The organism is Amycolatopsis sp. NPDC003865, from assembly GCF_053605345.1.
Genome location: NZ_JBSGJA010000010.1, coordinates 245,714 through 258,292, shown reverse-complemented (window position 1 = coordinate 258,292; position 12,579 = coordinate 245,714). Strand labels below are relative to the sequence as shown.

17 protein-coding genes are annotated in these 12,579 nt (G+C 73.2%); 10 read left to right on the top strand and 7 right to left on the bottom strand.

Annotated features, from left to right (window positions below):
- Positions 1 to 38: 38 nt before the first annotated feature.
- Positions 39 to 164 carry a hypothetical protein gene (locus tag ACWEVP_RS24815; protein WP_452064940.1) on the bottom strand — a complete coding sequence of 42 codons (126 nt, stop codon included), beginning with the start codon at positions 162 to 164 and terminating at the stop codon, positions 39 to 41.
- A gap of 119 nt (positions 165 to 283) precedes the next feature.
- Here ACWEVP_RS24815 and ACWEVP_RS24810 point away from each other — a divergent pair, with 119 nt between their 5' ends.
- From ACWEVP_RS24810 to ACWEVP_RS24795, 4 genes are read left to right on the top strand one after another with little or no spacing between them, the layout of a single operon-like run.
- Entirely contained in the window at positions 284 to 1,675 is a 1,392-nt protein-coding gene (locus ACWEVP_RS24810; protein WP_452064939.1) for a fatty acid desaturase, read from the top strand.
- Positions 1,675 to 1,863 (top strand): ferredoxin, encoded by a 189-nt coding sequence (locus ACWEVP_RS24805; protein WP_452064938.1) that lies wholly within the window; start codon positions 1,675 to 1,677, stop codon positions 1,861 to 1,863. Before ACWEVP_RS24810 ends, ACWEVP_RS24805 begins: the two co-directional genes overlap by 1 nt.
- Positions 1,860 to 3,014, top strand: coding sequence for an NAD(P)/FAD-dependent oxidoreductase (locus ACWEVP_RS24800; RefSeq protein ID WP_452064937.1), 1,155 nt, complete (start codon positions 1,860 to 1,862; stop codon positions 3,012 to 3,014). The genes ACWEVP_RS24805 and ACWEVP_RS24800 overlap by 4 nt, the downstream gene beginning before the upstream one ends.
- 1 nt (position 3,015) lies before the next feature.
- Positions 3,016 to 3,642: a TetR family transcriptional regulator gene (locus ACWEVP_RS24795; protein ID WP_452064936.1), complete on the top strand. Its 627-nt coding sequence runs from the start codon at positions 3,016 to 3,018 to the stop codon at positions 3,640 to 3,642.
- 1 nt (position 3,643) lies between these two features.
- Here ACWEVP_RS24795 and ACWEVP_RS24790 read toward each other — a convergent pair whose 3' ends face one another.
- Genes ACWEVP_RS24790 through ACWEVP_RS24775 form a run of 4 tightly spaced genes read right to left on the bottom strand, consistent with a single transcriptional unit; the run spans position 3,644 to position 6,509 of the window.
- The gene (locus ACWEVP_RS24790; protein ID WP_452064935.1) at positions 3,644 to 4,471 is read right to left on the bottom strand and encodes a haloalkane dehalogenase; all 828 of its coding nucleotides are present in this window, start codon (positions 4,469 to 4,471) and stop codon (positions 3,644 to 3,646) included.
- On the bottom strand, positions 4,468 to 4,911 hold the full coding sequence (locus ACWEVP_RS24785) for a MarR family winged helix-turn-helix transcriptional regulator (RefSeq protein WP_452064934.1): 444 nt from the start codon (positions 4,909 to 4,911) through the stop codon (positions 4,468 to 4,470). The genes ACWEVP_RS24790 and ACWEVP_RS24785 overlap by 4 nt, the downstream gene beginning before the upstream one ends.
- A gap of 36 nt (positions 4,912 to 4,947) precedes the next feature.
- A complete protein-coding gene (locus tag ACWEVP_RS24780; RefSeq protein ID WP_452064933.1) occupies positions 4,948 to 6,099 on the bottom strand; it encodes a kynureninase in 1,152 nt (383 codons plus the stop codon).
- Between the two features lie 38 nt (positions 6,100 to 6,137).
- Positions 6,138 to 6,509: a DUF5997 family protein gene (locus ACWEVP_RS24775; protein ID WP_452064932.1), complete on the bottom strand. Its 372-nt coding sequence runs from the start codon at positions 6,507 to 6,509 to the stop codon at positions 6,138 to 6,140.
- Between the two features lie 42 nt (positions 6,510 to 6,551).
- Here ACWEVP_RS24775 and ACWEVP_RS24770 point away from each other — a divergent pair, with 42 nt between their 5' ends.
- Entirely contained in the window at positions 6,552 to 7,265 is a 714-nt protein-coding gene (locus ACWEVP_RS24770; RefSeq protein WP_452064931.1) for a LysR family substrate-binding domain-containing protein, read from the top strand.
- A 149-nt stretch (positions 7,266 to 7,414) separates the two neighbouring features.
- Here ACWEVP_RS24770 and ACWEVP_RS24765 read toward each other — a convergent pair whose 3' ends face one another.
- Entirely contained in the window at positions 7,415 to 7,696 is a 282-nt protein-coding gene (locus ACWEVP_RS24765) for an isoamylase (RefSeq protein ID WP_452064930.1), read from the bottom strand.
- A gap of 207 nt (positions 7,697 to 7,903) precedes the next feature.
- On the opposite strand from ACWEVP_RS24765, the gene ACWEVP_RS24760 reads away from it, so the two are divergent.
- Positions 7,904 to 8,419 (top strand): hypothetical protein, encoded by a 516-nt coding sequence (locus tag ACWEVP_RS24760; RefSeq protein ID WP_452064929.1) that lies wholly within the window; start codon positions 7,904 to 7,906, stop codon positions 8,417 to 8,419.
- A 62-nt stretch (positions 8,420 to 8,481) separates the two neighbouring features.
- Positions 8,482 to 8,871, top strand: coding sequence for a hypothetical protein (locus tag ACWEVP_RS24755; RefSeq protein WP_452064928.1), 390 nt, complete (start codon positions 8,482 to 8,484; stop codon positions 8,869 to 8,871).
- On the opposite strand, the gene ACWEVP_RS24750 is transcribed toward ACWEVP_RS24755, so the two are convergent.
- Positions 8,797 to 9,801, bottom strand: a complete 1,005-nt coding sequence (locus tag ACWEVP_RS24750; protein WP_452064927.1) for a hypothetical protein — start codon at positions 9,799 to 9,801, stop codon at positions 8,797 to 8,799. The genes ACWEVP_RS24755 and ACWEVP_RS24750 overlap by 75 nt on opposite strands.
- Before the next feature lie 179 nt (positions 9,802 to 9,980).
- Here ACWEVP_RS24750 and ACWEVP_RS24745 point away from each other — a divergent pair, with 179 nt between their 5' ends.
- Genes ACWEVP_RS24745 through ACWEVP_RS24735 form a run of 3 tightly spaced genes read left to right on the top strand, consistent with a single transcriptional unit; the run spans position 9,981 to position 12,364 of the window.
- Positions 9,981 to 10,937, top strand: a complete 957-nt coding sequence (locus tag ACWEVP_RS24745) for a hypothetical protein (RefSeq protein ID WP_452064926.1) — start codon at positions 9,981 to 9,983, stop codon at positions 10,935 to 10,937.
- A 45-nt stretch (positions 10,938 to 10,982) separates the two neighbouring features.
- Positions 10,983 to 11,774, top strand: a complete 792-nt coding sequence (locus ACWEVP_RS24740; RefSeq protein WP_452064925.1) for a metalloregulator ArsR/SmtB family transcription factor — start codon at positions 10,983 to 10,985, stop codon at positions 11,772 to 11,774.
- A gap of 2 nt (positions 11,775 to 11,776) precedes the next feature.
- A complete protein-coding gene (locus tag ACWEVP_RS24735; protein WP_452064924.1) occupies positions 11,777 to 12,364 on the top strand; it encodes a dihydrofolate reductase family protein in 588 nt (195 codons plus the stop codon).
- Positions 12,365 to 12,579: the final 215 nt, after the last annotated feature.

Below are 12,579 nucleotides of genomic sequence, written 5' to 3'. Positions count from 1 at the left end.
GGGTCTCCGCCGCCGCTGATCCACACCGTCACCGTCGCTCAGCGGGCCACGCGCGCGCCCGCGGCGGGGAGCTGGGCGACCACCGTGCCGTTCAGCAGCGGGTGCCACGCCTTGAGTGCCTGCCGTCCCCGGAAGTTCGGCACGGTCACCGGTTCGTCCGCCACTGCTCCTCACTCGCTTTTCAGGGTAGTAAGCCGCGCACGGGTTTACATAGAGCAAGCTATTGTCAATCGAGGTGGACATCACCTACAGTCGTGTAAACCAGCCAACGGAGGAGGGTGTCATGACCGCAACCGTGCCCGCGGGGTCCACCGAGCTCTGGCGCGACCGCAAGCGCTACCTGTGGCTGATCGGCCTGGTCGTCCCCTCGCTCGCGTTCCTCGCCATCGGGCTGCACGCCGCCACCGGCTGGGGGGCCTGGTTCTGGATCGGGCCGGTCGTGATCCTCGTGATCGTGCCCCTGATCGACCTCGGTGCCGGGCTCGACCGCGGCAACCCGCCCGACGACGTCATCGAACGGCTCGAGAAGGACCGCTACTACCGCTGGATCACCTTCGCCTTCCTGCCGATCCAGTACGCCGGCTTCGTCGCCGCGTTCTGGCTGATCGCCCGCGGCGACCTCACCGTCGCCGACAAGATCGGGCTCGCCGTCTCGATCGGCTGCATCGGCGGGATCGGCATCAACACCGCGCACGAACTGGGCCACAAGAAGGAAAGCCACGAGCGCTGGCTGTCGAAGATCGCGCTGGCGCAGAGCTTCTACGGCCACTTCTACATCGAGCACAACCGCGGCCACCACGTCCGGGTCGCGACGCCGGAGGACCCGGCGAGCAGCCGCGTCGGCGAAAGCTTCTACCGCTTCTGGCCGCGCACGGTCTTCGGCTCGCTCAGGTCCGCGTGGCGCCTGGAGCGCAAGCGCTACGCCCGCCGGGACAAGCACCCGTTCCGCCTCGGCAACGACGTCCTCAACGCCTGGCTCATGTCCGCGGTGCTGTGGGCCGCGATGATCGCGTGGCTCGGCGCCGGCATCCTGCCCTACCTGGTGATCCAGGCCGTCATCGGCTTTTCCCTGCTGGAGGTCGTCAACTACATGGAGCACTACGGCATGCTGCGGCAACGCGTCGGCACGGCGGGGAAGCGACGCTACGAGCGCGTGGATCCCAGCCACAGCTGGAACTCCAACAACATCGCCACCAACGTCCTGCTGTACCACCTGCAGCGGCACAGCGACCACCACGCGAACCCGACCCGGCGCTACCAGACGCTGCGCGACTTCGCCGAGTCGCCGGTGCTGCCCACCGGGTACGCCGGGATGATCGTGCTCGCGCTGGTCCCGCCGCTGTGGCGCCGGGTGATGGACCCGCGCGTGCTCGCCCACTTCGACGGCGACATCTCGCGCGCGAACCTCCAGCCTTCGAAGCGCGAGAAAATCCTTGCCCGGTACGGAACCCGCGTCACGGCCGTGGTGCCCGAGCACGCCGACACCCACGGCGACGCCACCGAAGGCGGCATGTGCCCGGGCTGCGGGTACGTCTACGACGAAAAGCTCGGCGACCCGCGCGAGGGCTTCCCGGCCGGCACGCCGTGGTCGGCGATCCCGGACTCCTGGTGCTGCCCCGACTGCGGGGTGCGCGAGAAGGTCGACTTCGTCGCGCCGGGCCGGGTGGGTGCGTGATGCGGATCGACGCGGACCGCGGCAAGTGCGACGGCCTCGGCATGTGCGAGGCGATGGCGCCGGACTTCTTCGAGGTGGGCGAGGACGGCACGGTCGTCGTGCTCGACGAGCGGCCCGGCGAACAGCACCGCCAGGACGTCGCCGCGGCGGTGGACGCCTGCCCGGTCCTCGCGCTGAAGCTGACATGACCCTCGTCGTCGTGGGTGCCTCGCTGGCCGGGCTGCGCGCGGTGGAGTCCGCGCGCCGCACCGGGTACCGCGGCCGGATCGTCCTCGTCGGCGCCGAAGCGCACTTGCCCTACGACCGGCCTCCGCTGTCGAAGGCGTTCCTCGACGCCGGCGGTCCGCACCGGGTGGAGCCGTTCCACGCGGAATCGGTGCTGCGGGACGAACTCGGCGTCGAACTGGTGCTGGGCGCGCCGGCCGAACGCCTCGACACCGGCGCGCGCGAAGTGACGGTCGCCGGGACGGCCGTGCGCTACGACGCCCTGGTCATCGCGACCGGCGCGACCGCGCGCAGCCTTCCCGGGGCGCGCACGCTCCGGACGGCCGAAGACGCCGTCGCGGTGCGCGCCGCGCTGGACGCCGGTGCCCGCACGGTCGTGATCGGCGCCGGGTTCATCGGCTCGGAAGTGGCGTCGGCGGCGCGCAAGCGCGGCCTGCCGGTGACGATCGTGGAGGCGTCGGCCGTCCCGCTCGCCCGCGCGGTGGGGGAGACCGCCGGGGCGGAGCTGGCCGCCCTGCACCACGCGGCCGGCACCGAGCTGCGGCTCGCCACCGAGGTCACCGGCGTGACCGGCGACGGCGTGCGCCTGGCGGGCGGTGAAGTCCTGCCCGCGGACCTGGTGGTCGCCGGCATCGGCGCGGTGCCGGCCACGGGCTGGCTCGATGGCAGCGGGCTGACGCTGCACGAGCGCGACGGCGGCGTGGTGTGCGACGCGACGCTGGCGGCCGGACCGCCGGGCGTCTACGCGGCGGGCGACGTCGCGCACGTGCCGAACCCGCTCTTCGAGGGACTCGGCATGCGGCTCGAGCACTGGACGAACGCGGCCGAGCAGGGTGCGGCCGCCGCGCGTCACGCGCTCGACCCGGCGTCGGCCCGCCCGCTGGAAGCCGTGCCGTACTTCTGGTCCGACTGGTACGGCAGGCGCATCCAGTTCGTCGGCACCCCGCACGCCGACGAGGTGGTGCCGGTGGGCGGGGTGACGCTCTACCGCCGCGGCGACCGGATCGCCGGCGCGCTCACCGTCGACCGCCCGCGCGAGATCATGAAGTACCGCCGCCGGATCGCGAGCCGGGCGGCGTGGGCAGAGGCGCTGGCCTTCGCGGGTGCCGCCTAGAATGGCGATCATGAGTGCGGCACTTCCGGCGGCGCCCGAGGGTGGTCAGCACCGGCAGCCGATCATCACCGCGGCGATCGAGCTGACCGCGCGGTCCGGCTGGCAGGCGGTCACGATGGCCCGGCTGGCCGAGGTCGTCGGTGTCAGCCGCCAGACCGTCTACAACGAGATCGGTTCGAAGGCCGCGCTGGCCGAAGCGATGGTCACGCACGAGCTGGGCCGGTTCCTCTCGGTCGTCGACGCCGCGTTCGCCCGCCACGAAGACGACCTGGTCGAGGCGATCTACGACGCCGTCCGCGCGGTCCTCGAACTGGCCGACGACAACACGCTGCTGCGCGCGATCGCGTCCGCGACGCACGGCACCGCCTCGGAGCTGCTGCCGCTGCTGACCACCGAGGCGGGGTCGCTGCTGACGCGGGCGAAGGGCATGCTGACCGCCCGCGTGGCGGCCTACGACCCGCCGTTCACCGGCGAGCAGCTCGCCGTGGTCATCGACCTCGTCGTCCGCACGGTGCTGAGCCACGTGATGCAGCCGTCGGACACCCCGGCCCGCACCGCCGACGCGCTGGCGTGGGTCGCGGCGCGCGTCCTCGGCGTCGACACGACCCCGCCGCTGCGGCACCGCTGACTCACCGGAGGGCGTGCCGGTCCAGCCAGGCCGCGATTTCGGTGGCGATCTCCTTCGGCCGGTCTTCCTGGGCGTGGTGCCCGGCTTCGCCGCACGCGACGACGTCGAGCGCGGCGATGTGCTCCCGGCACCACTGCGCCACCTTCTCCCCGATGAGCAGCGTGGGCGAGCCTTCGAACGTCATGAGCAGCTTCGGCGTCCCGGTGCTGGTGGCCAGCCACTCGTCGTAGGCCTCGACGCGCGCGACGACCTCGGCCGGCTCGCCGCCGAGGGGCAGCTGCCGCGCCCACGCCAGGATCGGGCGGCGGCTTTCCGGCGTGGGGAACGGCGCGAGGTAGGGCTCGAGGTCCGCCACCGGCGTGCGCACCCCGCCGGTGAACGCCTGCCGGACGAACAGGTTCTCTTCGAGCACCAGCTGTTCGCCGACGCCGGGCGTGCGGAGCCTGCGCGTGCGCTCCGCGGCCTGCGGCGACACGTCGTCCCAGGTCATCGGCTTGACGATCGTCTCGAAGAACGCCACGCCACGGACGCGGCCCGGGTGCCGGGCGGCGAAGTCGAAGGCGAGCGCGCCACCCCAGTCGTGCCCGGCGAGGACGACGTCGTCGAGGCCGAGCGCGTCGAACCACTCGTCGAGGTGGCGGGCGTGGTCGGCGAAGGAGTAGGCGATGTCGGGCTTGGGGGAGCGGCCCATGCCGATCAGGTCGGGGGCCAGCAGGCGCCCGCCGCCGACGTGCGGCAGGACGTTGCGCCAGCCGTACGACGAGCCGGGGTTGCCGTGCAGGAAGACGATCGGGGTGCCGGTGCCGGATTCTTCGTGGTGCAGTGTCATTTCTCGTCCTTCAGCGGGGTTTCGAGGAGGAGCGTGAGCTCGCGGCTCAGAGCCGCGGTGCGGTCGCCGTCGCGGCCGCCGAGCGGCGCGAGGAGCCGGTCGAGCAGTTCGGCCACGGTGGCGATCGCCGGCTCGACGACCTCGCGGCCGCGGGCGGTCAGGCGCAGCCGGATGGTGCGGGTGTCCGCGGGGTCACGGGTGCGCTCGATCAGGCCGTCGGCATCGAGGGAGCGGGCGAGCTTCGAGGTGTAGAGGGCTTCGAGCCCGGTCTCGTCAGCGAGTTCCCGCTGGCTGGGGGCGGTTCCGGCGCGTTCCAGCCCGAAGAGCGACGCCAGGAAGACGTACTGCGCGTGGGTGAGGCCCGCGGGGGCCAACGCGCGGTCGACCGCCACGCGCCACTTCGTGGAGAGCCGCCAGATGAGGTGCCCGGGTGTGCTCATGCCAGAAACTGTACATGGCTATTAAGTACATGGCTACTATTCGGCGAGGATGCGGATCCGGTCCAGTGCGGCGCGGACTTCGGTGAAGCTCGTCGTCAGCGGGCTCAACCCGACGCGGATCCCGTCGGGACGGCGGAAGTCGATGAGCACGCCGTGGTCGATGAGGACGCGGGACAGCCGCTCGGCGTCGGGGTGCCGCAGGGTGACGTGACCGCCGCGGCGCGCGTCTTCCCGCGGCGAGGCGACGGTGAACCCGAGCGGGACGAGCCATTCGTCGGCGAGGTCGAGCACCCACCGCCCGAGCGCGACGGCCTTGGCCCGCACCCGGTCGATCCCCGCTTCGGCCAGCAGGGCCACGCCTTCCTGGACGCCCACCATGCCGAGCACCGGCGGCGTCCCGGACAGCGCCCGGCGGATGCCGGGGGCGGGCACGTACCGCTCGGCCATCCCGAACGTGTCGGCCGCGCCCATCCAGCCGGTGATCGGCTGCCCGAACGTCTCGTGGTGGCGCGCGTTGACGTAGAGGAACGCGGGCGCGCCGGGGCCGGCGTTGAGGAACTTGTAGGTGCAGCCGACCGCGAAGTCGGCGCCGTCGGCGTCCAGCGCGACCGGGATGGAGCCGACGCTGTGGCAGAGGTCCCAGACCGTCAGGGCGCCGCGGTCGTGCACCACCCGCGTGATGCCGGCGAGGTCGGCGATCGCGGCCGAGCGGTAGTCCACATGGGACAGCACGACCGCCGCGGTGCGCGGGCCGGTGACCGCGGCGACGTCGTCGGAGCTCTCGATCCACCGCACGGTCAGGCCGAGTTCGGCGGCGACGCTGTCGACGAGGAACCGGTCGGTGGGGAAGTTCGCGGTGTCGGTGACGATCTCGTCGCGCCCCGGCCGCAGCGCGACCGCCGCCCGGATCACCTTGTACAGGCACACCGACGTCGAGTCGGCGACGATGGTCTGCCCGGGCGCGGCCCCGAGGGCGACGCGGCCCAGCTCGTCCCCGATCAGCTCGGGCAGCTCGAGCCAGCGTTCGTCCCAGGACCGGATGAGCCGGGCGCCCCACTGCTCGGCGACGACTTCCCGGAGGCGGTCGGCGGTGGCGCGCAGCGGGCGGCCGAGCGAGTTCCCGTCGAGGTAGGCGACGACGCTCTCGTCGGTGATCGGCACGAACCGGTCCCGGAACGCGGCGAGCACGTCTTCGGCGTCGAGGCGCGCGGCCTCTTCGAGCGTGGTCAGCGGTTCCTCTCCTTGACCCGCACGGTTTCCTTGCGCACCTCGGCCTGGGTGGCGCGTTCGCGCACCAGCCAGTCGGGGTTTTCGGCCTTGATGGCGTCGATCTGCTCGGTGGTGAGCGCCTCGGTGATGCCGCCGCGGGTGAGGCCGCCGATGGAGACGCCCAGTTTCGCCGCGACGACCGGCCGCGGGTGCGGGCCGGTGCGGCGCAGTTCGCGCAGCCACTCCGGCGGGTCGGCCTGCAGTGCGTTCAGCTCGTCGCGCGAGACGACGCCCTCCTGGAACTCCGGGGGCGTGGCTTCGAGGTACACACCCAGCTTCTTCGCCGCCGTCGCGGGCTTCATCGTCTGGGCGGTCTTGTGCGACGTCATGCCGTCCAGGGTAGCCAGCGCCCCGCCCGGTAGCCTGACCCGGTGACCTCGTTCCGTCTCGCGTACGTCCCGGGCGCGACGCCCGCCAAGTGGGTGCGGACCTGGGGTGAGCGGCAGCCGGAGGTGCCGCTGGAGCTGGTACCGGTGGCCCCGGCGGACGCGACGGAGCTGATCCGTTCGCGCGGGGCGGACGCGGCGCTGCTGCGCTCCCCGATCGACCGCGACGGCCTGCACGCGATCCCGCTGTACACCGAGACGACGGTGGTGGTGGTCCCGAAGGACCACCTGATCGCGGCGGCCGACGAAGTGTCCACAGCCGACTTGGCGGACGACGTCGTTCTGCACCCGCTGGACGACACCCTGGAGTGGGCGGCGCTCCCGGGCCGCCCGGCGATCGCGCGGCCGGAGTCGACGGCGGACGCGATCGAACTGGTGGCGGCGGGGGTGGGCGTGCTGCTGGTCCCGCAGTCGCTGGCCCGCCTGCACCACCGCCGCGACCTCACGTACCGGACGGTGACGGACGCACCGCAGTCGAGCGTGGCGTTGTCGTGGCTGGAGGAGGAGACGACGGAGCTGATGGAGACGTTCATCGGCATCGTCCGCGGCCGCACGGTCAACAGCACGCGCGGCCGCCAGCAGCAGCCGTCACCGGAGAAGAAGCGGCCGGAGCGCAAGCCGGCGGCGGCGAAGAAGCCGGTTGCCCGGCGAACCGGCGGCGGTGCCCCGAAGCGGGGCAAGCCGCGCCGGCGGTCCTGACCCGGGGTTGGTGCGTGACGCCGGCGCGGGGACCGGGTTCGTGGTGCACCGCGGGTCGAGCGCGGGTTCGCGGCCGGGTCTCTCCTCGCTCGTGCGGCGAACCGGCGGCGGTGCCCCGAAGCGGGGCGAGCCGCGCCGGCGGTCTTGGCTCAGTTCGTCGCGAACACGCAGTTGCCGTCCGCGCGGTCGGACACCTCGGGGTCGTCGAACCAGTGGCCGTTCTCGCCGAGGTAGCGGAACTGCAGCACCGTGCCCGGCGCGACCTCCACCGAAGCCGAACGGCGGCCGTTGGAGCGCGGGGTCAGGTGGTGGCGGCCGGGCGTCCAGTCGTTGAACGACCCCACCACGCTCACCCGTCCGGGTGGCGCCCCGACCGGGAGGCTGAACGTGACGCGCTGGGTGCCGGCCCGGCTCTTGCTGGTCTTGATCACGTGCTGCGGCCTTTCGGAGAGGACGGGAAGGAAGGGCGTGCTCGGCACTGAGCGCCGACATGATGACACAGTCGTAACGGTTCGGTCACCCGCAGTGCCCGAAGGTGGTACCCGGCCGCTCAACGGTTCGCCACCGACCGGGTGGTCCTGCCGCGAACCATGATCATCTTGCTGCCGGACGTGCTTTCCGGTGCGAGACTGGCTGCCGTGACCGTCGCCGCTGATAGTCAAGTCAAGGACCCGTGTGCCTGGCTCAGCGCCGTCACCCTCGATCTCGCCGGCGCTCAGCCCGCCGACACGCGAGGGGTGCTCTTGACGGTGTGGGACGGGCTGGTCGCCGCCCGGCTCGCCGGGCTGCACGCCGCCGCGGCTTCGCCCCGATGGCGAGCTCGGCAGGTGCACGCCGAAGCGGTCGAGTTCGACCTCGCGCTCCAGCTGGCCCGCAACTGCACCTTCGGCCCCGGCCTGGCCATCCCGGCCCGGCTGCCCGGAGCCGCGGTCGCTTGGCCGGTCGCGCGGGCCGACGCCGCCGTCGCCGCGATCGTTTCCTACTGCGCCACCGCCGAAACGATGCTCCGCCGGGCCGGCGAGCTGACGCCGGTGTGGGAGGACAGCCTGCTCGGGCCGGTCGCGCTGACCCGCTGGCTGGCCGACTGCTGGACGGGCCGCCACACGGGCTGCCCGCTGCGGCTGCCGGTGCCTCCGCCGTCGTGGTGGCGGTGACGGCCGTCCGTCAGGGGAAGGCTGGGCCGGCCCAACCCGGCGCCGGGCGAAAGGAGGCCGGGGTGGCCGGATCAGCTGTCCCGCCCACGAGACTCGCGGAGCGAACCCGCGCGGCGGTGCGCGCGGTCCTGCTGGCCGAGCTGAGGTCGGCGGGCACCCGGGCGCGAGCCGCGGGCTGCCCACCGGAGACGCTGTTCGAGGTACTGGACGCCCGGCTGGGCTCGGCGGCCGAGGAGGTGGCCGCCGAGTCCGGTCGTCGCAGGCCGGGCTCGGCCGGTGACTGGCCTGCGCCCGCGTGCTCGGCGCCGGAGGAAGCGGCCGCCGAGTCCGGGCGCCGCCGGCGGAACTCGGCCGCCGGCCGGATCGCGCCTGCGCGCTCAGCGGCCCAGGATCGCGAGCACCGTCGCGACGATCCGCTCGAGCCGGGCCTCGTCGGCGAGAGCGGTGGCTAGCCAGTCGTCGAGCGTGGACCCGTTGTGCGGCAACCGGTCGAGTGCGCCTCCGCCGGCCCCGAACACCCGCCGGACGACCGCGCGCACCGCCGTCGGCGGGTCCTCGCCGCCGTCCAGCCTCGCCTCGATCGCGCGCAGCGCCTGCTCGGCCAGGCCCGCCAGCCGGGCGTCATCCGCTTCGGCCTCGCCCACCAGCTGCAGCGGGATCGGCTCGGCCGCGCCGTCCGCCGGCATCGGGGCCACCGGGGCCCGCTTGTGCCCGAGCGGCCTTTCGACGTGCTCGGCGTACCACTTCGGCCGCTTGCCCATGGCCGCGAGCACCTGCCGCACCTCGAGGTCGAGCGTGTCGCGGCCCGGCGGCGGCGCACCCCTGATCTCCGCCCGGCGTGCCGCCCAGCCGTCCAGCGGCCACAGCTCCGCGCCCGCCGTCGCCGGCACCCCGGCCCACACCAGGATCTGCACGGCGAGGTCGCACAGCCACGGGTCGCCGCCGAGCGCGTCGCCCAGCCACGCCGGCAGCCGGGGCCGTTGCAGGGCCCCGATTTCGCCGCGCCGTCGCCGGTGCGCGTCGACCGTCGCCGGGCTCAGCCGGGTCGCCAGCCAGCCGTCGAAGTTCTCGATCGGGTCCGTCGCGCGCCGCAGCGCGTGCTCCACGACGGCTTCGACGTCGTCGTGGAAGCGGTCGAGGCAGTCCGGGCGCAGCCATTCCAGCCCGCGGGCGCAGTCCGGGTGCCGCCGCTGCCGTTCCAGTGGTTTGGTGATCCGCGCGAAGACCAGTGGCCAGGCCACCGTGTAGACCGCCCCGCGCAACCGGGCGAGGTCGCCGGGCGGGGCGGCCGACGCGGAGCCGGCGAGCCTGCCGTCGCGGGCCAGCCGGCGGACGCCGTCGACGTCCGCCGGCCCAGCCCACGGAAAAGTGGTGTCGAGCAACCCGTCCTCCCCGATGCCGTCGACCGGGACATGGTCGGTCAGCCGGGGAACGGGAAGAGGCCGCCCGCGGGCCGAATCGCCGCCGAACTGGCCACGCGCTGGCCATGCGGGGAATCACCTGATCGGCGCAGGCGCTGCCGCCGATCGCGCCGAAGTCCGCGTGTCACAATCGAAACCCCATGGCGAACGAGGACGGGTTGCTCCGCGAGCTCACGACTCTGCGCCGCGGCTGGGGTCTGGAAGCCGAACGGCTGCGCGACCGGCTCGGGCCGATCGTCGCCGGCTGGTGCGAAATCCCCCGCACGGCGAACGACCGCGAGGCGCGGCGGGTGCTGCGCGACGCGATTTCCGCCGCGATCGCGGAGTTCCCGGCCGACGACCGGCTCGCGGTGAACGTCGCATTGGGCATCGCACCCGGCTCGCAGCACGCCCTGCTCAGCGACCGGGTCGGCGTCCTCGCCGACCGCCTGCGCGTCTCCGAACGCACGGCGCGGCGCCGGATCGACCGGTCGTTCGCGCGGCTCGCCGCCGAAATCGAGGCCGCCGCGCGGTCCGGCGCCGAAGTCCCGGACCCCGACCAGGGCTGGTTCGTCAAGCGGCTGCGCGCCATCCTCCGGCTGGACACCCCCGAGCCGGAACTGATCGAGGAACGGCTGATCGTCGCGACCCGCGACGGGCTGAGCCGGATCGCCGCCCAGTTCACCGTGCCCCGCCTCGAAGACGGCCGCGACGGCGAGCGCGAGGTGGCCGCCGACGCCCAGCACGGCGTCCGGATCACCGACGCGAAACGGGTGGGGCAGCGGCACTTCCGGTGGCTGCTCGACCTCCCGCGGCCGCTGTCGCGCGGCGACACCCACACGTACGCGCTGGTGATCCGGATCCGGGACGGCCTGCCGATCCGGCCGTCGTACACGTTCGTGCCGCTGGTGGCGTGCGAGTCGTTCACCGTCCGGGTCCGCTTCGACCCCCACCAGCTGCCGTGGCGGGTGTGGCGGGTGGACCGGGTGCCGCCGTCGGTGCTCGCCGACCCGCCGCAGCCGGGCGCGTCGCTGCAGCTCGACGGCGCGTGCGAGGTCGCGCAGGAGTTCACGGCCCCGCAGCTGGGCTACGCCTACGGTCTCCGGTGGCTCGCCTGAAGTATTCCTTGACTTGAATATTCTGATCCGTGAATACTCAGTGGTGTGGACGGGATCGCGGCAGCACTGGGGGACGCGGCGAGGTGGCGCCTCGTCGAGCTCCTGGCGGAGCGTCCCCGGTCGGTCGGGGAGCTGGCGGAGCTGACCGGGCTGCGCCAGCCGCAGACGACCAAGCACCTCCAGACCTTGGCGCGCGCCGGCCTGGTGACGGTGTTCCCGTTGGGCCGGCGCCGGGTCTACGCGCTGGAAGCGGAGCCGCTCGCGGCGTTCGCGGGCCGGCTGGCGGAGCTGGCGAAGGAGACCGAAGCGCACCACAGTGAGCGGGACGTCGTAGCGCGCTACCGCGCGGCGGTCGAGGCGGAGACGGCGGCTGCGGACCGTGACGGCTGGGCGGACGGGCGCGCGTTCGGCTTCGAGCGTGCGTTGCCGGCGCCACGGGACGTGGTGTGGCGGTACTGGACCGATCCGGCGTTGCTGGCGTCGTGGTGGGTGCCGCCGTCGATGACGGTGTCGGCGGCTCTTCTGGAGCCGCGGCCGGGTGGCCGGGCGACGCTGGTCTACCGGGACGCGGACGGCGAGTACCGCTCGGAGGGCTGGGTCCGGATCGCGGACGAGCCGGGCCGCCTGGCGTTCGACCTGGCGGTTACGGGCGCGGCGTCGTTCACGGGCCACTACGACGTGGAGCTGACGCCGCTGCCGGGCGGCACCCGCTTGCGGCTGGGGTTGCGCATTACGGCGACATCGGTCGAGGCGGCGCCGGCCGTCGCCGGGATCGAATCGGGTTGGGGTGAGGTGCTGGACCGCCTCGTGGAAGTACTGGCGCAGCGGAAGGGCTGACGATGACCCGCAGAGTGACCGCGAACCTGAGCCTGACCCTCGATGGGCGTTGTCAGGGGCCGGGAGGCCCGGCGGACCTGAAGGCGATCGTGTCGTACGCGACCACGGAAGTGGCCCGGCGTCATTTGACGCGAATCTGGGAGAAGGCGACCACGGCGGTGCTGGGCCGCCTGAACGCGGAGGGTTTCCTGGGGTTCTGGCCAACGGTGGCGGCGGACGAGGGCGCGGACGCGAGAGACCGCGCCTACGCGAAGTGGCTGACAGGTGTGGAAAAGGTCGTCTTCTCGACAACGCTGACGGAGGCGCCGTGGGAGCGCACGCGGGTGGTGAACGCCCCGCCGGCGGAGGTGGTGTCGAGCTTGAAGTCCACGGGATCGGGCGACATCTTGATAAACAGCAGCGCGAGCGTGATCAGGCCTCTGCTGGCGGCGGATTTGCTGGACAGGTTGTATTTGATGATCTGTCCGGAGATAGCGGGCGGAGGAGAGCGCTTGTTCGAAGACGGCCTGCCGGCATCGTCATGGAGCCTGACGCACCAGGAGGCGGGCGGCTTGGGAGAACTGGCCCTGGTGTACGACCGCCAGCGCTGAAGTCCTCTATGGACAGCCCGCCCACACGGACGGGGACCGAAGGCGTGCCCCGGGACGGGTGGGGCGCCCCCATGCGGACTCGCCCAGGCGGGTGGGGGCCCGGGGCCGTGGCCCGGGCGCGCGCGTGGGGCGCCCCCATGCCAACCGCCCACAGGGACGGAGGTCTGGGGCTGTGCCTCGGGTGGGTGTGGGTCGCCCCCATGTCAACTCGCCCA